The sequence below is a fragment of the Enterobacter sp. SA197 genome (genome assembly GCF_054131575.1).
This window is the reverse complement of sequence record NZ_CP096393.1, coordinates 1,088,406-1,110,336: the sequence shown is the minus strand read 5'-3', so window position 1 is coordinate 1,110,336 and position 21,931 is coordinate 1,088,406. Positions and strand designations below refer to the sequence as shown.

General features: G+C 54.0%; 22 protein-coding genes. 6 read left to right on the top strand and 16 right to left on the bottom strand.

All coding sequences use genetic code 11. The features are described from left to right. Positions 1–25 precede the first annotated feature (25 nt). A complete protein-coding gene (gene sbcD / locus M1D91_RS05005; RefSeq protein ID WP_437433797.1) occupies positions 26–1,228 on the top strand; it encodes an exonuclease subunit SbcD in 1,203 nt (400 codons plus the stop codon). Further along, entirely contained in the window at positions 1,225–4,368 is a 3,144-nt protein-coding gene (sbcC, locus tag M1D91_RS05000; RefSeq protein WP_437433798.1) for an exonuclease subunit SbcC, read from the top strand. Before sbcD ends, sbcC begins: the two co-directional genes overlap by 4 nt. A 45-nt stretch (positions 4,369–4,413) precedes the next feature. Here the strand turns inward: sbcC and mak are convergent, their stop codons facing one another. Further along, positions 4,414–5,319, bottom strand: coding sequence for a fructokinase (mak, locus tag M1D91_RS04995; protein ID WP_437433799.1), 906 nt, complete (start codon positions 5,317–5,319; stop codon positions 4,414–4,416). Between the two features lie 99 nt (positions 5,320–5,418). Here mak and rdgC point away from each other — a divergent pair, with 99 nt between their 5' ends. Further along, entirely contained in the window at positions 5,419–6,330 is a 912-nt protein-coding gene (gene rdgC / locus M1D91_RS04990; protein WP_437433800.1) for a recombination-associated protein RdgC, read from the top strand. Positions 6,331–6,386: 56 nt separating this feature from the next. Here the strand turns inward: rdgC and ppnP are convergent, their stop codons facing one another. The 5 genes from ppnP to M1D91_RS04965 all read right to left on the bottom strand — a co-directional run bounded on the left by ppnP (position 6,387) and on the right by M1D91_RS04965 (position 9,164). Beyond that, positions 6,387–6,671, bottom strand: coding sequence for a pyrimidine/purine nucleoside phosphorylase (ppnP, locus tag M1D91_RS04985; protein ID WP_437433801.1), 285 nt, complete (start codon positions 6,669–6,671; stop codon positions 6,387–6,389). Positions 6,672–6,751: 80 nt separating this feature from the next. Further along, positions 6,752–7,429 carry an AroM family protein gene (locus M1D91_RS04980; protein ID WP_437433802.1) on the bottom strand — a complete coding sequence of 226 codons (678 nt, stop codon included), beginning with the start codon at positions 7,427–7,429 and terminating at the stop codon, positions 6,752–6,754. 241 nt (positions 7,430–7,670) lie between these two features. Then, the gene (gene yaiA / locus M1D91_RS04975; protein WP_437433803.1) at positions 7,671–7,862 is read right to left on the bottom strand and encodes a protein YaiA; all 192 of its coding nucleotides are present in this window, start codon (positions 7,860–7,862) and stop codon (positions 7,671–7,673) included. 49 nt (positions 7,863–7,911) lie between these two features. After that, on the bottom strand, positions 7,912–8,436 hold the full coding sequence (gene aroL, locus M1D91_RS04970; protein WP_437433804.1) for a shikimate kinase AroL: 525 nt from the start codon (positions 8,434–8,436) through the stop codon (positions 7,912–7,914). Positions 8,437–8,705: 269 nt separating this feature from the next. Further along, on the bottom strand, positions 8,706–9,164 hold the full coding sequence (locus M1D91_RS04965; protein WP_437433805.1) for a YaiI/YqxD family protein: 459 nt from the start codon (positions 9,162–9,164) through the stop codon (positions 8,706–8,708). Between the two features lie 138 nt (positions 9,165–9,302). Here M1D91_RS04965 and proC point away from each other — a divergent pair, with 138 nt between their 5' ends. Beyond that, positions 9,303–10,109 (top strand): pyrroline-5-carboxylate reductase, encoded by an 807-nt coding sequence (gene proC / locus M1D91_RS04960; protein ID WP_437433806.1) that lies wholly within the window; start codon positions 9,303–9,305, stop codon positions 10,107–10,109. 40 nt (positions 10,110–10,149) lie between these two features. Here the strand turns inward: proC and M1D91_RS04955 are convergent, their stop codons facing one another. From M1D91_RS04955 to M1D91_RS04925, 7 genes are all read right to left on the bottom strand, one after another. Beyond that, complete coding sequence (locus M1D91_RS04955) at positions 10,150–11,673, bottom strand: FAD-dependent oxidoreductase (protein WP_437433807.1); 1,524 nt, start codon at positions 11,671–11,673, stop codon at positions 10,150–10,152. A gap of 142 nt (positions 11,674–11,815) precedes the next feature. Continuing rightward, positions 11,816–12,931, bottom strand: coding sequence for a diguanylate cyclase AdrA (adrA, locus tag M1D91_RS04950; protein ID WP_437433808.1), 1,116 nt, complete (start codon positions 12,929–12,931; stop codon positions 11,816–11,818). Positions 12,932–13,021: 90 nt separating this feature from the next. After that, entirely contained in the window at positions 13,022–13,342 is a 321-nt protein-coding gene (psiF, locus tag M1D91_RS04945) for a phosphate starvation-inducible protein PsiF (protein ID WP_437433809.1), read from the bottom strand. Positions 13,343–13,431: 89 nt separating this feature from the next. After that, the gene (gene phoA, locus M1D91_RS04940; RefSeq protein WP_437433810.1) at positions 13,432–14,847 is read right to left on the bottom strand and encodes an alkaline phosphatase; all 1,416 of its coding nucleotides are present in this window, start codon (positions 14,845–14,847) and stop codon (positions 13,432–13,434) included. 71 nt (positions 14,848–14,918) lie between these two features. After that, entirely contained in the window at positions 14,919–15,209 is a 291-nt protein-coding gene (iraP, locus tag M1D91_RS04935; protein ID WP_437433811.1) for an anti-adapter protein IraP, read from the bottom strand. A 257-nt stretch (positions 15,210–15,466) separates the two neighbouring features. Continuing rightward, a complete protein-coding gene (locus tag M1D91_RS04930) occupies positions 15,467–16,657 on the bottom strand; it encodes a multidrug efflux MFS transporter (RefSeq protein ID WP_437433831.1) in 1,191 nt (396 codons plus the stop codon). 169 nt (positions 16,658–16,826) lie between these two features. Next, positions 16,827–17,510 carry an extensin-like domain-containing protein gene (locus M1D91_RS04925; protein ID WP_437433812.1) on the bottom strand — a complete coding sequence of 228 codons (684 nt, stop codon included), beginning with the start codon at positions 17,508–17,510 and terminating at the stop codon, positions 16,827–16,829. A gap of 83 nt (positions 17,511–17,593) precedes the next feature. Between M1D91_RS04925 and ddlA the strand changes: the two genes are divergently transcribed. Further along, a complete protein-coding gene (gene ddlA / locus M1D91_RS04920) occupies positions 17,594–18,694 on the top strand; it encodes a D-alanine--D-alanine ligase (protein ID WP_437433813.1) in 1,101 nt (366 codons plus the stop codon). Here ddlA and M1D91_RS04915 read toward each other — a convergent pair. Then, a complete protein-coding gene (locus tag M1D91_RS04915; RefSeq protein ID WP_437433814.1) occupies positions 18,691–18,933 on the bottom strand; it encodes a DUF2754 domain-containing protein in 243 nt (80 codons plus the stop codon). The genes ddlA and M1D91_RS04915 overlap by 4 nt on opposite strands. Positions 18,934–19,185: 252 nt before the next feature. Between M1D91_RS04915 and M1D91_RS04910 the strand changes: the two genes are divergently transcribed. Next, positions 19,186–19,488 (top strand): DUF2755 family protein, encoded by a 303-nt coding sequence (locus M1D91_RS04910; RefSeq protein WP_437433815.1) that lies wholly within the window; start codon positions 19,186–19,188, stop codon positions 19,486–19,488. Here M1D91_RS04910 and M1D91_RS04905 read toward each other — a convergent pair. Together M1D91_RS04905 and sbmA are read right to left on the bottom strand one after the other, a co-directional pair. Next, entirely contained in the window at positions 19,482–20,615 is a 1,134-nt protein-coding gene (locus tag M1D91_RS04905; RefSeq protein WP_437433816.1) for a DUF1615 domain-containing protein, read from the bottom strand. The genes M1D91_RS04910 and M1D91_RS04905 overlap by 7 nt on opposite strands. Positions 20,616–20,628: 13 nt before the next feature. Then, complete coding sequence (gene sbmA, locus M1D91_RS04900) at positions 20,629–21,849, bottom strand: peptide antibiotic transporter SbmA (protein WP_437433817.1); 1,221 nt, start codon at positions 21,847–21,849, stop codon at positions 20,629–20,631. Positions 21,850–21,931: the final 82 nt, after the last annotated feature.

Sequence of the window (21,931 nt, the reverse complement as noted above, 5' to 3'; positions counted from 1 at the left end):
TACGCTTTTTTGCCACGGAACCGCTATGCGCATCATTCATACCTCGGACTGGCACCTCGGTCAGAACTTTTACAGTAAAAGCCGTGCCGCAGAGCACGACGCTTTTCTCTCCTGGCTCCTGATCACCGCGGAAGAACATCAGGTCGACGCGATTATTGTCGCAGGTGACATCTTTGATACCGGCTCGCCCCCCAGTTATGCGCGCGAACTCTACAACCAGTTTGTGGTGAAGCTGCAGAGTACCGGCTGCCGGCTGGTGGTGCTGGCAGGTAATCACGATTCAGTTGCCACCCTCAATGAATCAAAAGATATTCTGGCCTGGCTGAAAACCACCGTCGTGGCCAGTGCGGGAAGCGCCCCATTCTATTTACCGCTGCGCGATGGTACGCCTGGTGCGGTGTTCTGCCCGGTACCGTTTTTACGTCCGCGCGATATCGTCACCAGCCAGGCAGGGCTATCGGGGCAGCAAAAGCAGCAGCAGCTGTTAAGGGCCATTACCGATTATTATCAGCAACAACATGATGCAGCCTGCGTACTTCGCGGTGATAAAGCCATTCCCATTATTGCCAGCGGCCATCTCACCACCGTCGGGGCCAGCAAGAGCGATGCCGTGCGCGAGATCTACATAGGTACCCTTGACGCCTTCCCCGCACAGAATTTCCCCCCTGCCGATTACATCGCATTAGGCCATATTCACCGGCCACAAAAAATTGGCGGACATGAGCATATCCGTTACTGCGGATCCCCTATCGCCCTCAGCTTTGATGAAACCGGCAAAAACAAATATGTCAATCTGGTGACCTTCAGCGAGGGAACACTGAGCGAGGTGACTCCCCTGGAAGTACCAGTGACTCAGTCACTTGGCGTCATCAAGGGCGATCTTGATGCCATCCGGCAGCAGCTTGAACAGTGGCGGCATCATGATGCTGCGCGTCCTGTCTGGCTTGATATTGAAATTGCCACCGACGACTACCTCGGCGATATGCAGCGCAAAATTCAACAGCTGACGGCCGAATTGCCCGTCGAGGTGCTGCTGGTCCGCCGCAGTCGGGAACAGAGGGATCGCATTCTCGCAGGCGAGCTACGCGAAACGCTGAGCGAACTGAACGTTGAGGATGTCTTTGCCCGTCGCCTGGCACTGGAAGAGCTTGATGCATCGCAGCAGAGCAGATTACAGGCGCTGTTTAGCGAAACACTGCATGAATTACATCAGGAGCATGATGCATGAAAATTCTTAGCCTGCGCCTGAAAAACCTCAACTCCCTGAAAGGGGAGTGGAAGATTGATTTCACCGCCGAGCCTTTTGCCAGCAATGGGTTGTTTGCCATTACCGGGGCGACGGGGGCCGGGAAAACCACTCTGCTGGATGCCATTTGTCTCGCGCTGTATCACGAAACACCGCGCCTGAATAACGTTTCACAGTCGCAGAATGACTTGATGACCCGTGACACCGCTGACTGTCTTGCGGAAGTGGAATTTGAGGTGAAAGGCATAGCCTATCGCGCTTTCTGGAGCCAGACCCGTGCCCGCAATCAGCCGGACGGTAATTTGCAGGTGCCGCGTGTCGAGCTGGCGCAATGTGCTGATGGCCGGATCCTCGCCGATAAAGTCAAAGACAAGCTGGAGCTCACCGCCTCCCTGACCGGTCTGGACTATGGCCGCTTTACCCGTTCAATGCTGCTTTCGCAGGGGCAATTTGCTGCGTTTCTCAACGCCAGACCCAAAGAGCGGGCGGAGTTGCTGGAAGAACTGACGGGCACTGAGATTTACGGGCAGATTTCCGCGAGCGTGTTTGAAAAACACAAACTCGCCAGAACGGAACTGGAAAAGTACCAGGCACAGGCCGAAGGCGTTGTGCTGCTCAATGAGGAGCAACGTCAGGCGCTCACCACAGGTTTGCAGGCGCTCACTGACGAGGAAGCGCGTCTGCTGACGAGACAGCAGGCCGCGCAGACGCAGCTGAACTGGCTTAACCGCAGCCATGAATTGCAAACCGATCTGCATCGGGCGCAGGCTGCAAACGCGCAGGCTACCCAGGCTTACACCGATGCCCAGCCTCAACTGGCCCTGCTCAGCCGCGCCCAGCCCGCGCTGGCGCTACAACCGGTCTGGTCTCGCCTTCAGGAACAGCGTCTGCAGTGGCAAAACGGCCATCGTCAGAGCGAAGAAGTGAACACTCGCTTACATGCCAGTCGCACGCTGCGTGGGCGCATTCGCGCGACAGCGGTGCACCAGCATGCACAGTTAATGGCATCCCAGATATCCCTAAAAACCTGGCTTGCCGATAACGCCCGTTTCCAGCGCTGGCAGAATGAGCTGGCAGGCTGGCGCGCCATGCTCAGTCAGCAGGAAGAGGATAAAAAACCCTGGCAGGCCCTGCAATCCCGACTCACGCAAAATGAAGAGAAGTTACGCACGCTGACGACTGTTTCGCTGGAAATGACCGCGGAAGAGGTGGCTGCTGCGATGTCACACAGCGCACAACAGCGCCCATTGCGCCAGCGTCTGCACGCGCTTCACGCCCGCTTTGCACCATTGCAAAACCATCTCTCCCGGCGGCAGCAAAGCCTTACTGAACTGGATGCGCAGCGTAAAAAGTATGAGGAAGAACTGGCGCAAAAACGGGCGCAATATAAAGAAAAAAATCAGCTCCTGACCGACATTCGTACCCTTTGCGAACTTGAGGAACGTATCCATCGTCTGGAAAATGAACGTGCCCGGCTGCAGCCCGATACTCCCTGCCCGCTTTGCGGCTCGACCAGCCACCCGGCTATTGCCGACTATCAGGCCATTGTGCCAGGCGTCAATCAGGCTCGCCGCGATGCGCTGGACAGTGAAGTCCGCACAATAAAGGAAGAGGGCGTGGCCCTCAGCGAACGCCTCAAGGGACTGGCGGAGCGGTATGAAAAAGAGGAGCGTGAAGCCAAAATTTTGCAGCAGGATGAGCAGACGCTGCGTGAGGAGTGGGCAACCCTCTGCGCGGCGCTGAACATTGACATGCCGCCCCGGCACGATCTTACCAGTTGGCAGGCCGCGCAGGATGCGTATGAACATCAGCTCTATCAGCTCGGTCAGCGCCAGTCGTTACAGACTCAGATAAACGAGCTTCGTCAGCAGGTGGCACAGTATCAGGAGAGCGCGGATGCCCGTCGCGCCACGCTGGCAGCCTTGCTGGAGCCACTGGGGCTGACCCTGCCAGCTGAAGGAGAAGCAACAGCATGGCTGGCCGAACGCACCCGGGAAGCGGAAGAATGGCAGGAGAAACAGGCGGCGTTTACCGCCCTGCATGAAAATATTGCCCGACTCGCGCCGGTTATCGATACGCTGCCGGACGAGGCCTGCGACGACGCCACTACGACCGCCCCGCTGGAGAACTGGCAGCAGGTGCATAACGAGTGCGTCTCACTGCAAAGCCAGTGGCAGACCCTGCAACAGCAACTCGCCCAGGAAGCAGAGCGCCTGAGCGCGCTGGAAAAACAGTTTGCCGGTGCGCTGGCAGACAGTGAGTTTGTTGATGAGCAGTCGTTCCTTGCCGCCCTGCTGGATGATGCCGAGCGTCTGCGGCTGGAGCAGTTACGCCAGCGGCTGGAGAGCGACCTTCAGCAAACCCGGACGCTGGTCTCCAGCGCCGCTCAGGCTCTGGATATGCATACTGCCCGGCCACCCGCCGGACTGGATGAGGACGCCACCAGGGAGAAAAGTCAGCAGGCGCAGACGGTGCTTGCCGGTGAGCTTCGCGAAAACACTACCCGTCAGGGCGCGCTTCGCCAGCAGATCAAACAGGATGCGGATAATCGCCAGCGCCTGCAGTCGCTGATGCAGGAGATCCATCACATCTCGGCCCGCTGCGAGGACTGGAGCCATCTTTCCCAGCTTATCGGCTCCAGGGATGGCGATAAATTCCGTAAGTTCGCCCAGGGGTTAACGCTTGATAACCTGGTCTGGCTCGCCAATAACCAGCTTAACCGCCTGCATGGACGTTATCTGCTTAAACGTAAAGCGAGTGAAGCCCTCGAACTGGAGGTGATCGATACCTGGCAGGCAGATGCAGTGCGTGATACACGAACGCTTTCCGGCGGGGAAAGTTTTCTTGTCAGTCTGGCGCTGGCGCTGGCGCTCTCGGACCTGGTCAGTCATAAAACCCGTATCGATTCGCTGTTCCTTGATGAAGGTTTTGGCACCCTCGACAGCGAAACGCTGGATACGGCACTGGATGCCCTCGATGCGCTGAACGCGACCGGGAAGACCATTGGGGTCATCAGCCACGTCGAGGCCATGAAGGAGCGGATCCCGGTGCAGATCAAAGTGCGAAAAATCAACGGGCTGGGGTACAGCAAGCTGGATAAGGTTTTTGCGGTAGAGAAATGACGCATGTACCCGGCGGTGTGACGATCGCCGGGTACATGCTTTGCGCTACGCCTGTGGCCACAGCCAGGCGGCGCCGCGAACGCCGCTGGAGTCACCATGAAGCGCTTTGCGAATCGGCGTTTCACACTCCCCGCCAAAGACCCAATGCTTTATCAGACCAGGTACTGTTTTATAGAGACGCTCAACGTTGCTCATGCCACCGCCGAGCACAATGACATCCGGGTCAAGAATATTCACCACATGGGCCAGCGACTTGGCCAGACGCAACTCGTAACGGCTTAACGCCAGTTCAGCAACCGGGTCCTGTTCCTCTACCAGACGAACTATCTCGTTCCCTTTGAGTGATTTACCACTTAAACGCTGGTAGTCGGTGCCAAAGCCGGTGCCGGAAATAAAGGTTTCAATGCAGCCCTGTTTGCCACAATAACAGGGAACCTCGGCACGATAGCGCAGCTCATCTTCATCCATCCACGGCAGGGGATTATGGCCCCACTCTCCGGCCGTGCCGTTGCCGCCGATATGGGATCGGCCGCTGAGAGCCACGCCCGATCCGCACCCCGTGCCAATGATCACCGCAAAGACGGTTTGCGCCCCTGCCGCTGCGCCGTCCACGGCTTCTGACACCGCCAGGCAGTTGGCATCGTTTGCCAGTCGCACCTCGCGATTCAGACGCTGGCTCAGATCTTTATCAAAAGGTTTACCGTTCAGCCAGGTCGAATTGGCATTCTTCACCACGCCGGTATAAGGGGAAATTGAGCCCGGAATGCCCATTCCCACCGTGCCGGTTTGGCCGGTCTCTTTTTCGGTAAGAAAAACAAGAGAAGCAATCAGTTCAATGGTTTGATGATAATCACGCGGGGTTGCCTGGCGGTGGCGAAACAACTCCTCCCCGCCGTCGCTCAGCGCGATAATTTCTGTCTTCGTGCCACCTAAATCAATACCAATACGCACACAATGCTCCTCATAGTTGGACAACGCATTCACATGCAAGCGTGGCGACAATTGGGTATCATGCCCGCTGCATTTAACGACAAGGCCGTGGAAAAAATCATGCTGTGGTTTAAAAATTTAATGGTATACCGTCTCAGCCGCGATGTTGCGTTGCAGGCGGAAGAGATGGAAAAACAGCTTGCCCCACTATCGTTTACCCCATGCGGTAGTCAGGATATGGCGAAAACCGGGTGGGTTCCACCGATGGGTTCACACAGTGATGCGCTGACCCACACTGCCAACGGCCAGATTATTATTTGCGCCCGCAAAGAAGAAAAAATTCTCCCTTCTCCGGTGGTGAAACAGGCGCTGGAAGCAAAAATTTCCCGCCTGGAAGCCGATCAGGGCCGCAAACTGAAGAAAACTGAAAAAGACTCGCTGAAAGACGAAGTGCTGCACTCTTTGCTGCCTCGCGCTTTCAGCCGTTTCAGCCAGACCATGATGTGGATTGATACGGTCAACGGGCTGATTATGGTCGACAGCGCAAGCGCGAAAAAGGCTGAAGATACGCTGGCATTGCTGCGTAAAAGCCTTGGCTCCCTGCCGGTGGTTCCGCTCACTATGGAAAATCCCATTGAACTGACGCTGACTGAATGGGTACGCTCCGGCACCGTTGCCCAGGGTTTCCAGCTGCTTGATGAAGCAGAGCTTAAGGCGATGCTGGAAGATGGCGGCGTGATTCGCTGTAAAAAGCAGGAGCTGGTCAGTGACGAAATCGCCGTGCACATCGAAGCCGGAAAAGTAGTGACGAAACTGGCCCTCGACTGGCAACAGCGCGTGCAGTTTGTTGTCTGCGACGATGGATCTATCAAACGGCTGAAATTTGGCGATGAAATTCGTGACCAGAATCAGGACATTGACCGGGATGACGTGGCTCAGCGTTTCGATGCTGACTTTATTCTGATGACCGGTGAACTCTCGACGCTGATTCATAGTCTGGTGGAAGGGCTTGGCGGCGAAGCCCAGCGCTGACCGCTGACTCTGCATAAAAAAAGCCCGGTCTGTCCGGGCATTTTTTTGAATCTGGCTTACAGGTAGCGGCAGAGATAGGAAGAAGGCTCTGCAATCTGCAGATGAAATTCACTGTGGCCCGGCACATGGAACACCTCTCCGGCAGCATAAGTTTTCCACTCAGTTTCGCCTGGCAGCAGGACATGTAACGCACCACTTACCACCGTCATCTCTTCAGGTTGTGCGGTCCCAAAGGTATATTCCCCTTCAGCCATCACGCCAACGCTGGCACGACCCGTACTGCTGCTGGTAAAACCAATGGATTTCACTTTACCGGAAAAGTATTCATTACTCTGAAGCATGTACTGGCCCTTTTATTTTAAGAAAACGTATGGAAAACCACTATAGAGGCCAGACTTCATCTCTGTCACGCGAAAAAGACCTATACCAGCAGTTCCGACGCCAGCCGCGCCACCAGCACGTTAGAGAGTAATACCGGCACATCGAGGGCTTTCTGGAATAAATCGCGGTGCCATTGATGAAAGCCAAGGCAATTAAGCATTAAAACATCGGCCCCCTGGTCGATCAGGCTTTTTCCTGCTTCTACCAGCTCATATTCCGTCGCCTGGAAGGGGTGGGCCAGTTCATAGTAGGGTTCGTTCTCAAGCAGCGCCCACTTTTGTCTCTGTTGAGCCATCAGCTCCGGAATAGGCACAATAACCCCGACCTGGTGTCCGTCAACAATAGAGGCGACCAGCGGCGGAATAATGCGTTGCGGTTCGATAAGAATGGCATTTCTCGCACTCAGGCCACGAATCGGCGCAGTGCTCATCAGCAAAATGACGTCGTAGCCCTGGTTATCAAGCACTTCAATGACACTTTGCAGATCGCGTTCCACTTTCTCGCGTGAAACACTGACGATGTTCTCGTCACTCAGCCGGGTTGGCAGGGGGGTTTGCCCTGGCTCAAGGTAATATTCCTTTTGGACCTCTTCTGGTTCCATGTTGCCGAGCAAGCTAACATGGGTAATTTGCTGTTCAGAAATATGTTCGGTCAACAGCGGTAAGATCTCTTTTACAGGCACCACACCGATGGTGAGGATTGCCAGGGTCGCACTCATTGTATATCCGCCTTGCAACACTGCACGTTTATTCAGGCTTCGGCGGAAACCGGAAGTACAACTGAGTGGCATCCCGTGCATTCGCGTCGGATAACCACCTCTCTTCCAGTTTCCGGAAGTTTCCAGAATGATTTAATAACGTTTGATTATTATCGGTCATCATCCACTTTACCAGGGTGAATAATGTGACGAAAACCTCTTTTTCAGCCTTTACGGAACAGCAGTAGGAGCACCTCAGGCATCAACTTTTTTCCGGGTCCTCATAGCGACGTTTTGCATCAAGGGCTTCCTGCTCCGTAGGATGTTCACTTATCAAGGCATCAGGTTTAGGGTGATCGGCACGGAGCTGATACCAGGTAACAGTCTGCCCGGTCGCGCCTTTTTCGATGGTAACGACACGGGCTTCTCTTGGATAGGGTGGTTTACTGGCCATGACTTTTCCTTTTATTTCAGTCAGGCTTTAAGTATAGACAATCGTTTCGCTAACTGGCGCGGGCCATACCGATCGCGTGACGAATTTCAGCAATAACCTCATCAAGGCTCGCCGAAGCATCGACAACGTGATGCGCAGTCTCACGGTAGAGTGCATCCCGCCCGGCCAGCACCTCACTGACCTCTTCGCGAATCGGCTTACCGGTGAGCGTCGGGCGCTGGCTCTCGTGTGGATAAGCTTCCAGACGATCCACCAACACCGAAACCGGGGCGTGCAGATAAAAGACCAGCCCTTTTTCACGCATGAACTGACGATTATATTCGCTCAGAACGATCCCCCCGCCCGTCGCAACCACATGAGCAGGTGCCGTGACCGCCTCCAGCGCTTGCGTCTCTCTGGCCCGAAAGCCCTGCCAGCCTTCCTGACAAACCAACTGCGCAACGGTCATCTGCGCCTGTTCCTGCAGCCAGTGGTCGGTGTCAACAAACTTACAGGACTGTAACTGCGAAAGCGCATGACCGATGGTGGTTTTTCCGCAGCCGCGTGCGCCAATGAGAAAGATGGGTAGCGTCATGAACTGATGTTCCCTCAGATGTTGCAAGGTGCATGAAAAATGAAAGTGATTGATCACCCCGCGTGGTGTCTTGCGGTCGTAAATTAATCTTTACATATGAAAGTATTATTTGCATCCCGCTCCGACTAAATCCAGAAACGACGCCTGGTTTGAGCGTAAAGATTTTAATGCAACCCGTGTAGCGATAACCTTACTTAAACTCATGACGGTTGACAAGGCTACGGGCGAAGTAAGCGTAACATATTCACATGACAGTCATAATGTGAAGGCTATCCCTGACGACGTTGCCGCTCCAGTAACCATTTATCCAGTTGCGCGGCAAATTGCTGACGATCGCGCTGGGTCAGGCTGTCCGGGCCGCCGGTCTGAATACCGCTGGCACGCAGGGTGTCCATAAAATCGCGCATGGTCAGCCTCTCTTTTATGGTCGCCTCGGTATAGCGCTCGCCACGTGGATTAAGCGCTTCGCCCCCTTTTGCCAGGACCTCCGCCGCGAGAGGAATGTCGGCGGTGATAACCAGATCCCCTTGTCCGCAGAGACGGACGATTTCGTTATCAGCGACGTCAAAACCCGCCGCGACCCTCACTGAACGTATAAAACGGGACGGTGGAACGCGGATATTCTGGTTTGCCACCAATGTTAGCGGCGTTTGCGTGCGCTCGGCGGCACGAAAAAGAATCTCTTTAATTACATTCGGACAGGCGTCCGCATCAACCCAAATCACCATGCTGACCTCTCAGTTAGTTGCGTTCATTGTGGCGTTAAATCCAGGGCACGCAAAGCATAACGTTAAGATTTAGCCCTGCATCACCGTCATGCGTTAAGCTATAGCCCACAACACACTATCAGCGGAGAGACAGAGGGAATGGAGAAAAAAATCGGTTTTATCGGCTGCGGCAATATGGGTAAAGCGATTCTGGGTGGGCTTATTGCCAGTGGTCAGGTACAGCCTGGACAGATCTGGGTCTACACCCCGTCGCCGGACAAGGTTGCGGCTCTGCATGATGAATATGGGATTAACGCTGCCCAGAGCGCGCAGGAAGTGGCCCAGGTTGCGGATATCGTCTTCGGTGCGGTCAAACCTAACATCATGATTAAAGTCCTCAGCGATGTGGCGTCCAGCCTGAATAAAGAGACCCTGGTTGTCTCCATTGCTGCCGGCGTCACGCTGGATCAACTGGCGCGCGCGCTCGGCCACGATCGCAAAATCATCCGCACCATGCCAAATACCCCTTCGCTGGTGAATGCTGGCATGACCTCCGTCACCGCCAACGCGCTGGTGACTGATGCAGATATCGCCGATGTACTGAGCATATTCCGAAGTTTTGGCGAAGCGGAAGTCGTTTCTGAATCCATGATCCACCCGGTGGTGGGCGTCAGTGGTTCCGCCCCTGCCTACGTGTTTATGTTCATTGAAGCGATGGCCGATGCCGCCGTGCTTGGCGGTATGCCCCGTGCGCAAGCTTACCGCTTTGCGGCGCAGGCGGTCATGGGATCGGCAAAAATGGTGCTGGAAACCGGTAAGCACCCCGGCGAGCTTAAAGATATGGTCTGCTCGCCAGGAGGAACGACCATTGAAGCGGTAAAAGTGCTGGAAGAGAAAGGTTTTCGCGCGGCCATCATGGATGCCATGCAGGCCTGTATGGCGAAGTCTGAAGCACTGAGCAAATAAAGGAGTGCGCCACAGGCAGGTTCACCGGTGGCGCCTCTCCTCAGGCAAACATTTCGCTGGCCGCGTCAAGGCTGAGCGGCCGCTGCATCTTCAGCAGCAGTGCCGCGGTTTGCGTGTACTCTCCGCTGCTCAGCACAGCTTTTAATATCCCCTCCTCGCCGTAAAGCACCGCAAAGCGCTTGCTGTCGAAGGAGCCGAGCATTTTTGTGCTGTCCCAGTCTGCGGCGTAGCCCAGGTACTCAAATCGGGTGCCAAAGTGGGTCGTCCAGAAAAAGGGCACCTGAGTAAAGCGGTGCTGCGCGCCCATCATATTCAGCGCCGCCAGATGGCCCTGCTGCTGCGCAACACGCCAGTGTTCAATGCGCCGACGCCCTTCGGGAGCAGGATAGCTCGCAATGTCCCCTACGGCCCAAACGTCCGGCGCAGCCGTAAGCATTTCATCGACAGTCAGGCTGCCATCCTCTTCACGATGAAGATCATGGACGAACGCCGTAGAGGGAGTAACGCCCGTGGCAAATACCACCACATGCGCAGGCAGGGTGCGGCCATTTTTAAGCACCACGCTATGCACCTGCCCGTTCCCCTGCAGAGCAGCAGGCTCACCGGTCACGAATTTCACACCATTTTGTTTGTGCAGTTCAAAGAAGTGACGCCCCATTTCCTCGCCAAACTGCGGAACAAAAGGGAGTTCATGGCGGGAGACGACGGTGACATTTATGTCCTGATTACGTAATGCTGCCGCCAGTTCCATAGCAATAAAGCTGTTACCGATAATCACCAGCTGTTGCTCACGCTCAACGTCATTTAACAACTGCTCCGCCTGGTGTATATCACGCAGGACATGCACGCCGCCCAGCTCTCTGCCTTCGGTTTCAGGCCACACGGGCTGCCCGCCCGTCGCCAGCAGAAGCTTGTCATAACGGATAGTATTGCCACTGCTCAATGTCAGCAGGTGCTCGCGGCTGTTGAGCTGGGTGACCTCCCCACGCACGCTTTCAACGCCAGGCTGATGATAAAAGGCTTCATCCAGAATATGCGGCACTTCGCCGATCTTCATCTTTCCCGCCGGGACAAATTTGCTCAGTGCTGTACGGTCATAAGGTGCATCATCCTCTTTATCAATCAGGATCAGCCGCCCCTTATAACCTTCATCCTGCAGGGTGATGGCTGCCGCACTGCCAGCCGCCCCCGTTCCCACAATAACGGTGGTCTCTTCTTCATCGCCACGGATCTGGGGAAAACGTGCAGGAGACATCGGGCGCGGGTTGACCATCACCCGATTTTCCTCAATCAGAACCGGGTACTGTTTCAGGCTGGAGAGGGCTAACGGCTCCAGCCACTGTCCGTTTCGGATGTCAAACTCTGCCTTATGCCACGGGCAGACAAGGCGACCTTCACATACCGCCCCTTGCTCCAGCGGCGCGCCTGCATGCGGGCATTTACTTTGAAACGCCCGCACCTGGGCCAGAGTACGAATGAGGATAATCGAGGTACCAGATACTTCAAATTTTACCGGCTGACCTTCGGGTAATTTATTGATTTCAGTTACAAATTGATAGCTCATAACAGTGCTCTCGTACCAGTGTGGGAAAAGGGTCGTAACGCCAGACAGCGCACACCACGAGGAAAAATAAAGACACACAAAAGGTAATGGTGACGCTTTAAGCCTGGCAGAGATTAGACGTTGAGCAACAAGACGGGAGGTTTCAGGCAGCCACTTCAGTACGATTGCGCCCCGCTTTTTTCGCTTTATAAAGGGCCAGATCGGCAGATTTTAGCCATTCACGATGATGGGTCATCTCTTCGGTCAGCGAGGCAATGCCTACGCTGATGTGCAGTTCAAGCTGGGGGACACTGGTAAGGCGGAAGGTCGCCAGGCGATCGTGCACCCGCGCCATGGCTGCGATAGCATTTTCGGAGGAAGTGCCGCCCATAATGATGGCAAACTCGTCGCCGCCAAAACGACCAATCACATCACTTCCCCGCAGGCTGAGCTGGAGATGACGCGTGATCGCAATGATCGCTTCATCGCCAATATCGTGACCGTGGGTATCATTGATCAACTTAAAATGATCAACGTCGATAAGTAACAGCGTTGCGACGCGCTGGTGCCGTCTGGAGTGATCATACTCGCTGCGCAGTAACGTTTCCCAATGACGCCGGTTATAAACCCCTGTCATGCCATCACGGATGCTCATCTCCTGAAGCCGTCGCCGGTGCTCCTCCATGCGCGCCATAGTCCGGTAGCTCACCCAGGAAAAGAGCAGCGGATAGATAAGCAGGACTGGCACAGTCAGCCAGACGGTAAATGGCGAACTGACCGGGTTGACGGCCACACCGGTGAGTTTGAGCGTTGTCAGACCAGATACCAAAGTCAGAATCACGGCTGCGATACAAAGACGCGTGCCCCCCGCGCACATGGTGGTGGTGATGACCATGATGGCGAGCGCCAGCGACGGCATCAGGTTCAGGCCGGTTAACGCCATCCAGACCCCTGCGAAGATGGCATCTGCCTTCAGGTTGTGTATTTCGCTGGTGAGCGGATCGCTGGATCGCGAGGAAAGCTGCCAGGCCAGATGGGGCCAGACGAACGTCCAGAGCACCAGTAGTACCCACCAGCCTCCCGCCGTCGGCCTGGATACCAGTTCGGCGGCCAGCGGGAAGAACAGACATGCAAGCCCTACGGCACGAGGCAATCTCTCCCGTCGCGCGAAATGCAGACCGTCGCTGTAACGATCCTCGTCGCGACGCTTGACGTTGCCCTCCTTGCCCGCCTCTTCGTCGGTATAAAAGCTATTATCACTCATAATTTTTGGGAACATTCTGAAACAATTTCCCAAATTATAGAGAGGGGGTGTGGGGAGAAAGTATGAAATTTCGGGTGAGCGAAGGATGCCGCTCACCCGTTCGGCTTAGCCGGTTTTTTTCAGACAGGCACTCATGAACTTGCTGCGATCTTCACCTTTAAGCGATTGCTGAGTGGCCTGTGAATTGCACTCGCGCATCTTTTGCTGCTGCGGTGACAGGCTTTTTTGACCAGGTTCAGTGTGGGTATTTTTCAGGCAGTCACTCATGTATTGCTTGCGGGCATCGCCGGAGAGCGTCTGGACGTTCGCTTGTTGATTACACAGGGTCATTCGTTGTTGTTGAGGAGTAAGAGGTTTTTCAGCAGCGCTAAGCGCCGTGACGAACACAAGACCGAACAGGAGCGTGACCAGTAAGGTTATTTTCATAGCACCATCCTTCTTGAAGTTTGCTTCTTAAGAATGGTCTGTACGGGTAAAAAAACCACCCGACGGAAGAAATTCCCGCCGGGCGGCTCTTATTTCAGACCAAGCGCTGCTTTCATAGTGAAGAACAGGTCAGTCTGATCGGTGAGGCCAACCACGTTGGCGGCATGAGGACCATAGGCAGCAATACGTATCTGCGTGCCGGTATGTTCCATAGACTCTTCTTCAGAGTTGCCATATGTCATCGCCATCACCGTGCCGTCTTTGGTATTGAGCAACTGGCTCAGGCCCGGCGCTTTGGTATCAGCAGGGATGATCTGGCTGGCATGCGCATGGTCAGCGGTTACGATAACCAGCGTGTTGCCCTTTTTTTTCGCGAACGCGAGTGCTTTTTGTACCGCTTCGTCAAGATCGACCGTTTCACCTATCTGACCACATGGATTGGCAGCGTGATCCTGTTTGTCAATGGAAGCACCTTCGACCTGCAGGAAGAAGCCTTTCTCATTTTTGCTCAGCAGCTCAAGGGCCTTATCGGTCATTTGCGCCAGAGTCGGAATGGTGTCGTTGCGTTTAGCATTCGGCGTACAGGTTACGGCGGGTTTATCGGTATTGCCGTGCAAAGAGGCTTTTGGTCCTTCCCAGCGTACCGGCATATTGCCTTCAGAGAACAGACCCAACAGCGGTTTATCCTGACTGGCATCAGTAATGGCGGCAAGGCCAGCAGCATCGCCTACCAGTTGGTAGCCGCGCGCCTGCGCCTGCTCACGCAGTGTCTTACCTTTCCATTCACCTGCCGTGGCCGCTTCGCTGAAAGTTTTTGCGCCGCCACCCAGCGTGACGTCCGCACGGGCGTTGAGCAGTTGTTCCGTAATTGATCCTTTGCCACCTTTTTCCAGTGCGTTAGCAGCGCATTTTTCGCTGGTCACGCTCGGGCCGTAGCATTTACGCGAAATAACATGGGAAACCAGGGCTGCGGGGGTGGCGTCCTGTAACTCCGCTGTCGAGACGTTGCCGGTTGCCAGGCCTGCGGCCTTTGCCATTTCCAGAATCGTCATATGATCTTTTTCATGGATATCGACACCCAGCGCGCCATTGTAGGTCTTCACGCCGGTAGACCATGCGGTCGCAGACGCGGCCGAGTCGGTAACATAATCAGGTTTGCCCGTTTTTTTATCGAGCGCATAGTGCGTATATTGCCCCGTCAGCGGTAGGGCATCTATACCTTTGAAATAGCCACCCGCACCTTCAGCATAATTTCGTGCAGCGGTAATTTCGGAGTCGCCCATCCCATCGCCAATGAGCAAAATGATATTTTTAGCGGGCTTATCATTCAGTGAAGCGCGAATAGCATCGGTCTGATCGCCACTTAAACGGCGAGCGCCGCCCTGGGCCGTAATATCGCCTTGCGCGGCACGCGTTTCCAATACTGCCGTCGAAGAGGTCTCAGCATAAATAACAGGGGTAAACAGCATCGGAAATAAGGCAAGGAATAATGCGCTCTGTTTCAATTTATTTTCTCCGTGTAAAAATACTTAAAAGAAATAAAAAACAGAGCGACTATAGGCAGCGCGCATGACAGTCAGATGACAATCTGACCTTCCTTACCAACCTGGTTGCGCGGGTGCCTTAAAAGCTTTTTTAAGTATTGTTGAAGTAACTCCCTATCCTGCGGGGGAACCTCTGAATCCGGCGAAATATCATCCATTGCACCTTCGATGCTGTCGATAAGCGCCTGCTGCTCCGGTTGCGCCATCTGTCGTAACAGTGCCGTTACGACGATCTCAAGCGCCTCCACCTGCGCAACCAGTTCTTTGGACTCTTCTTCCTTTTGGGCAAGTTTCACTAATAATTCTGCAATGAGATTTTTCATAGTGCTATTTCCTTATGTGAGATCCGCTGAAGTTAGCATTCTCATTAGTAGTTGCAAAGCAGATGCAACTACTATTTTTAGTCAAAATCCGTGACTTGCAACTCATAATATTAAAAGCGTATTAGCGAAACGTTTCTCTGCTACAAAAGCGTACAATGGCCAACTCAACGCTGAAAAAATAACGGCTAAAAACCGACCTTTTATATAAAAAAACTTATCGAACTGCCTGGGTAATAGACCCGTGACAAGTCATCTGTTTATTTTTTTACCTTACGAAGCGCGATGGCAAGTTGCCAGATATTGCACAACACAACCAGCGCCGTCGCGGCAAAGACCCATCGGAATCCAGCCATTGCCGATACCGAAGCCCCCATCAGCGGCCCTGCGACGTTTCCCAGATACATAAACGACTGGTTATAGCCAAATATACGTCCCGTCACCTGATCGCTCGCGTACTTGAGCAGCAGCGTTTGCACGGCGGGTAACATTGCGCCATCGGCAAACCCCAGCAGAAAGCGCAGTACCCCCAGTTGAAAGGGTGTGGTTACGAAGGACATGGCAAAAAACAGAACCACGGCACACACCAGCGTGGCCATTAAAATGCGCGCGGTGCCGATACGGTCGCCAAGTTTACCGAGCCGGGGCGCAGACATGAGTGCAGAGACACCGGGAACAGCCGCAATCAGGCCACTAAGAAACGCAACGTTGCTGCTGTCAGGGGTCATGGACTGGATGAAAAGCGCCAGAATCGGCCCCACCGAACCATTACATAACTGGATGACCATTGTGGTCACAAACAAGCTAATGACCAGTCCCGGGTAAGGCAGCGTCGAGAATACGGCCCTGCCGCTTAACCGCTGCGCCTTAGTAATTTTGGGACGTCCCCCCTCTTTGATAAGAAACAGGGTCACCAGGAAACTAATAACCAGTAAAATAGCCGTGATAAAGAAGACCGTTCGCAAACCAAAATGATCGGCCAGGAAGCCTCCCATCAGCGGCCCGCCAATGACGCCGCTAATTTGCGCAGTAGAGAGTGTACTCAACGCCCAGCCACTTCGCTCCCGTGGCGCTTGCGACGCCACAAGCGCCATCGCATTGGGGATGTAACCTGAGGTCAGCCCCATCACGCCACGCAGGATAAGCAGTTGCCAGACGTTCGTGGCAAATGCCTGAAGCAGGATAGCCACCGCCATGCCGAGGGACGCGCGCAGCAACATTAATTTGCGCCCTTTTCTGTCAGCAAGACTGCCCCAGAGGGGCGAAACAATAGCAGAAACGAGAAAGGTAATGCTAAAGGTCAGCCCTGACCATAGCGACAGCGCCTCGTGCGACGTGACACCGAGTTCAGCAACATAGAGCGGCAAAAACGGTAAGATCTGGCTGATTGCCAGGCCGGTAAAGAAGCAGCCGAACCAGACCGAGATGAGATTGACCTTCCAGGATTCCATAGATAGCAGTAATGATTCATTTTTTGACAAATTAGACACAGAGTAACAAGAAGGCCGGAGCGAAGAGCTACCCGTGGTGCTTTTACCCCTATTTTAGTGTTTTATCCCCTGACAATCAGCGCTGGCGGCAGAGGACAGCAAGAACGCGAATAATATCCGCAGTTTATACTTACCGGCAAAGTCCGAACCCACGCATGCCGAGATGGAAATGGTTGGCGTGCGCGGCGTTGTATTCCGGGCCGAGTCCATTGCCGTAATAGTGGCAGCTTGCGCTCAACATCGCGCGCAGCCAGGGTTGTGTGGCAGGCGCCGGCCAGCCACGCAATACCGTTACCACTTCACCATTTGCCAGCCTGAACCCGCTGATATCTAACGCATCCGCGGTGGCGTGTTCGCTGCGCCGTCCTTCTGCCCGGTTATAAATATTACGGCAGGCATAGCTGCCCAGATGATCAATACGCACCAGTGCCTGGTTGGTGAACTGCCGGGTGAGCGGACGCGCCTGCTGTTCAACGAAAAGTGCCGAACTCAGCGCCAGCGGACAACTGGCTAAAAAACTGCTGCTCAACTTCACCGCACCAAAGTCGCGAACCCGTACCACGTTGGTTAAAGGACACTCGCCCTGGCTGTCAGCAACCGGCGATGCGGAGATTAACTTTTGCTGATTAGCCTGCACAAGGAGAGCTGAACACTGTTCAGGCGAAAGGTGACGTAATTTATATTGCGTTATTCGCCCCGGCGGATCGCGCAGCGTAAGCGGAGCAAAGGGGTTGTAATAAGATGGCAGATAGCGGTATCCCGCCCCGCCTGCTGCCACCAAAATACCAAGAACTAACAGGCTTTTCCCTTTCACGTATCCCCTCCATTTATCACTGAAAACAGTATGGCAGAAGTGATATGGTATGTGCTTTCTGATTGATGTGAGTGAAAGGTGTGATGGCAAAACTGCGGGTAGGAGTCGTGTTTGGCGGTAAATCGGCTGAACATGAAGTGTCGCTGCAATCGGCAAAAAATATTGTTGATGCAATGGATAAATCGCGTTTCGAGGTCGTCCTGCTGGGAATAGATAAGCAGGGACAGTGGCACTGTAATGATGCGAATAATTACCTGCAAAATGCCAGCGATCCGGCGCGCATTGCCCTCAACCCTTCAGAAGAAACCGTCGCCCTGGTGCCGGGCCAGTTGTCCGGGCAACTGATTAATGCTCACGACGGCCTCCCCCTGGCACCGGTGGATGTTATCTTTCCTATCGTTCACGGTACCCAGGGTGAAGACGGCACACTCCAGGGCTTGTTGCGTATGGCCGGGTTGCCCTTTGTCGGTTCTGATGTGCTGGGCTCTGCAGCCTGCATGGACAAAGACGTCACCAAACGTCTGCTGCGTGATGCCGGGCTTGCCATCGCGCCTTTTATCACCCTGACGCGCGGCAACCGCGATCGTTTCGCTTTCCACGAGGTTCAGGAAAAGCTTGGGCTGCCGCTGTTTGTTAAACCGGCAAACCAGGGTTCATCGGTCGGCGTCAGTAAAGTCACCAGCGAAGCGCAATACGCTGCGGCCGTCAGCCTGGCCTTTGAGTTCGACCATAAAGTGGTGGTTGAGACGGGCATAAAAGGGCGTGAAATTGAGTGTGCGGTACTTGGGAACGATCGTCCGAGAGCCAGTACCTGCGGTGAAATTGTATTAAACAGCGATTTCTACGCCTATGACACCAAATATATTGATGATAATGGCGCACAGGTCGTTGTACCTGCCGATATTACCCCGGAAGTGAATGACCGTATTCGCGAGATTGCCGTTCAGGCTTATCAGACACTGGGGTGCGCGGGGATGGCGCGTGTCGATGTATTCCTCACGCCAGAAAATGAAGTCATTATTAACGAAATCAATACGCTGCCGGGCTTCACCAATATCAGCATGTACCCCAAATTGTGGGAGGCCAGTGGTATCGGCTACACCGATTTGATCACGCAGCTTATTGAACTGGCGCTGGCGCGCCATCAGGCAGATAGCGCACTCAAGTCCTCAATGGGACGTTAATCCAGCGGCTTTTCTTCCTCGTTTTTCGCCGTCGCTTCAGGCTCATCCTCAGGGCGGCGGCGAATAATGAGCCCGGCGAGCCAAAAACTGATAACCCAGGTGACCAGACCGACGGCATATTCCTGCCAGCCTTTGGCCTCAAAACCCAATAGCCCCACCACTCCATTCAGAATAAAAATCAAACCAATCGCAAACGCATAATAATGCCAGTCACGGCGTATTTTCGTGGGCAGCTTCATGACAACTCCGGCAATAAAAAATATATCCTCGCATATTCCCGTTATCCCGTCTGTGGCCTATGCGGAAATTCTTAAATGTTAATTACGTAACCAAAATATTACAAAAATGTGAGCATCGACAAAATTTACCCAACTGGAAACCTTCCCGCAATGAAATTATCACCATTCCGATGTTGACAATTTCATCCTGCTGTCAAAATCACTCAGTGTCACTGGCTTTTTGCCGGAAAACTGAATCAAGCGGAGGTCTCTATGGCTGACTTTACACTGTCGAAACCCTTTACCGGGAAGAAAACCCGCGACGCCTCCACGCCAGGAAATATTGCCTATGCGGTATTTGTGCTTCTCTGCTTTTGGGCCGGGGCACAGCTACTGAATCTGCTGGTCCATGCACCGGGGGTGTTTGAACATCTGGTACAGGTGCAGGATGCAAACCGACCTCAGGTTGAAATCGGCTTCGGCGTCGGCACCCTCTTTGGTCTGGTGCCGTTTCTGGTGGGTAGTGCAATTTTAGGCGTTATTGGCCTTATACTGCGCTGGCGACGTCATCACTGACCGCGCATACACTGAGCCCGACGATCGTCGACGCGCTTCGCAAACCATGCGGTGGTGAGGTTGCGCGTGATTTTCGGGCTTTCAAGCTGGATACCCGGCAGGATTTCTCTGGGCAAGCTTTTACCGGTTTTCTGCTCTGCCAGGCGATAAACCTCCCGATACAAGGCAGTTTTTTCGAAAGCTATGCTGTCGCCCGTGGCCAGCTGACGATGAATATCCCGATCGCTCATCCCTAACGCTGGCCCCAGTTTTTGTACTGCGCGTTCCGTGCTGCCCGCCTCGCTACTGTTATAGAGAATAACATCACCATCCAACGCCAGCTTCACCCCTGTCGCTTTGCTGACTGCATTCTGGAAAGCAGCGTTACGACTGGCGTACCATCCCGCATTGAAATCGGCAAAACGGTAGAGAGGTGCGCTGTAGTTAGCCGGGTAGTTGAGCAAGTGATAGGTTCCAAACCATAAGCCGCCACGCCGGGTAAAGACTTCCTGACGTACCGTACCCGCCATTTTCCACGGGTAGCCATCCGTATGCTGCTCAGCAAACGCAATACTGATTTGCATCGGACCGCCGGTGCGCACCGGGTTATAAGAGCCGAATAACGTCAGCCCCATCGGCACCGTACCAATGAAGTCATCAAAAATTTCACTCAGCTGTTTTTCCGTACGGACGTTATCCAGGCGCTCGCTGTAACTCTTACCGTTCGGCGAGTTAATTTTCAGCGCGGTGTGGACGAGGATCTCAGGGATATGCAGGCGTGCAGCCCGTCGGTCAATCTCTTTCCAGGCAATCTTATTCAGCCCGGCAACCGCAGGATCGGCCTGATAATTCGACTCCTGCTGCGCTACAGCGAGCACGGAACAGATATTTTCCAGCGTCGGGTCCAGCCCCTGGCTTGAGAAGGTCGTAGCCAGTGCTTTTGCCCATTCATCTCTGTCTTTTACACTGGCGGGCATTTTGCGTCGGACAACGCTCTCCACATCCTGTGGTTTTTCTGCTTCAGACACGGCCGCCGGGCCAGCAGTTCTGGTCGCCGTGGTGTTCTTGCCGGTGGTACAGCCAGCGAGAATGCATCCCGCCAGCAGGGTCATTGTGGTCGCGAAAAGACGCGGCGCGCAAACTGACATAATGTTCCTTGCGTTAGCTAAAGTGGTTGGTCATTTGCGTTAGCGGCTGCCCGTCCAGTTCGTGTTCAAAACTGCGCAAACGTTTATAGATAGACATCAGTTCAACCAGCGTAGTCCAGGAAGCAATAAGATACTGGAATGAGCTACGAACCTGTTCAAAGACGTTGGTGATTTGACGCATCAACCCAAAGGTGATCGCACCCGCAGCAATGGTCGGAAACAGCACAATCAAACCGAAAACCACATCCACCTGAAGATACAAAATACGTGCGATGTTGAAATACATATAGTGGAAGTAGAGACGGAAATAGTTACGGCGAACGGCGGCAAACAGTTCGCGCATGGTATTTGGTTTTGCCCGCTCTGCGTCATCCTCACCGTAAACCAGCTCTTTGCGGTAAGCCGCTTCCACGCGCTGGTTTTTAAACTCCAGGCCAGGAAGTTTGATCCCCACCGCTGCCAGTAAAAACGTGCCCAAAAGAGACCATGCGATCGCAGCAATCACCAGGCCATAAGGAATATGCCCAACCAACGGCAGTTCCGGGACATGAGGCGATAACGCAACCAGCACCGGCAAAAAGGCAATCAGGGTCATGATGGCATTAATAAAGCTTACCCCCATGTCCTCCAGAGTGCTGGCAAAACGCATCGTGTCTTCCTGCACACGCTGGGCGGCACCCTCGATGTGGCGGAGCTGTTCCCAGTGCGCCATATAATATTCGTTCATCGCCGTACGCCAGCGGAAAACATAATGACTCACGAAGAAGTTGTTTAATACCGCCACGGAGACGGCGATCAGTGCAATCCACAGAAAAGTGCCAATCTCATGATAAAGCTGGCTGATGCTGACTTTGTTGGGGGCACTGAGCGCAGTCTGAATAAGATCATAGAACGGGGCGTACCAGGCGTTTATCGCAACGTTCACTTCAACCAAAAACCAGGTGACGAAAATAATCAGCGCCGTTCCCAGAATAGACCAGCGCTGCCAGCGATGGGGCGAGAGGAAAAACCAGGCCAGCGCAAAAATGCCGGTACAGAAGGCGTAGTAAGCATAAAAAAGAAGAAAATTGAGCGACCAGAAACGGGCGGCACTGATTGGAACTTCGGATGAGGCGCCGGTCATTCTCAACAGCCAGGCTTCCCCGCCGGCCTGCCAGAATATCACGGCGATCAATGCCCAAATAAACGCCGAGAGGAAAAATAACTTCGGCGTTGGGAAAAAAGACTTAAACATTATACTCTCCTGCGCTTTCTTATTTTTTGCATTGCTTACACGACACAGCTCACCCCGGATATAGAATTTCCGGGGTAGGTGT

What these genes read in the sequence shown, in the direction of transcription:
- psiF (WP_437433809.1), bottom strand. Translation starts at nt 13,342, where the DNA reads ATGAAAATAACCTTACTGGTCACGCTCCTGTTCGGTCTTGTGTTCGTC.
- M1D91_RS04965 (WP_437433805.1), bottom strand. Translation starts at nt 9,164, where the DNA reads ATGGTGATTTGGGTTGATGCGGACGCCTGTCCGAATGTAATTAAAGAG.
- M1D91_RS04955 (WP_437433807.1), bottom strand. Translation starts at nt 11,673, where the DNA reads ATGAGCTATCAATTTGTAACTGAAATCAATAAATTACCCGAAGGTCAG.
- sbmA (WP_437433817.1), bottom strand. Translation starts at nt 21,849, where the DNA reads ATGTTTAAGTCTTTTTTCCCAACGCCGAAGTTATTTTTCCTCTCGGCG.
- ppnP (WP_437433801.1), bottom strand. Translation starts at nt 6,671, where the DNA reads ATGCTTCAGAGTAATGAATACTTTTCCGGTAAAGTGAAATCCATTGGT.
- aroL (WP_437433804.1), bottom strand. Translation starts at nt 8,436, where the DNA reads ATGACGCTACCCATCTTTCTCATTGGCGCACGCGGCTGCGGAAAAACC.
- ddlA (WP_437433813.1), top strand. Translation starts at nt 17,594, where the DNA reads ATGGCAAAACTGCGGGTAGGAGTCGTGTTTGGCGGTAAATCGGCTGAA.
- M1D91_RS04915 (WP_437433814.1), bottom strand. Translation starts at nt 18,933, where the DNA reads ATGAAGCTGCCCACGAAAATACGCCGTGACTGGCATTATTATGCGTTT.
- adrA (WP_437433808.1), bottom strand. Translation starts at nt 12,931, where the DNA reads ATGTTCCCAAAAATTATGAGTGATAATAGCTTTTATACCGACGAAGAG.
- M1D91_RS04930 (WP_437433831.1), bottom strand. Translation starts at nt 16,657, where the DNA reads ATGGAATCCTGGAAGGTCAATCTCATCTCGGTCTGGTTCGGCTGCTTC.
- M1D91_RS04905 (WP_437433816.1), bottom strand. Translation starts at nt 20,615, where the DNA reads ATGTCAGTTTGCGCGCCGCGTCTTTTCGCGACCACAATGACCCTGCTG.
- yaiA (WP_437433803.1), bottom strand. Translation starts at nt 7,862, where the DNA reads ATGGCCAGTAAACCACCCTATCCAAGAGAAGCCCGTGTCGTTACCATC.
- sbcD (WP_437433797.1), top strand. Translation starts at nt 26, where the DNA reads ATGCGCATCATTCATACCTCGGACTGGCACCTCGGTCAGAACTTTTAC.
- proC (WP_437433806.1), top strand. Translation starts at nt 9,303, where the DNA reads ATGGAGAAAAAAATCGGTTTTATCGGCTGCGGCAATATGGGTAAAGCG.
- rdgC (WP_437433800.1), top strand. Translation starts at nt 5,419, where the DNA reads ATGCTGTGGTTTAAAAATTTAATGGTATACCGTCTCAGCCGCGATGTT.
- sbcC (WP_437433798.1), top strand. Translation starts at nt 1,225, where the DNA reads ATGAAAATTCTTAGCCTGCGCCTGAAAAACCTCAACTCCCTGAAAGGG.
- M1D91_RS04980 (WP_437433802.1), bottom strand. Translation starts at nt 7,429, where the DNA reads ATGAGTGCGACCCTGGCAATCCTCACCATCGGTGTGGTGCCTGTAAAA.
- M1D91_RS04910 (WP_437433815.1), top strand. Translation starts at nt 19,186, where the DNA reads ATGGCTGACTTTACACTGTCGAAACCCTTTACCGGGAAGAAAACCCGC.
- iraP (WP_437433811.1), bottom strand. Translation starts at nt 15,209, where the DNA reads ATGAAAAATCTCATTGCAGAATTATTAGTGAAACTTGCCCAAAAGGAA.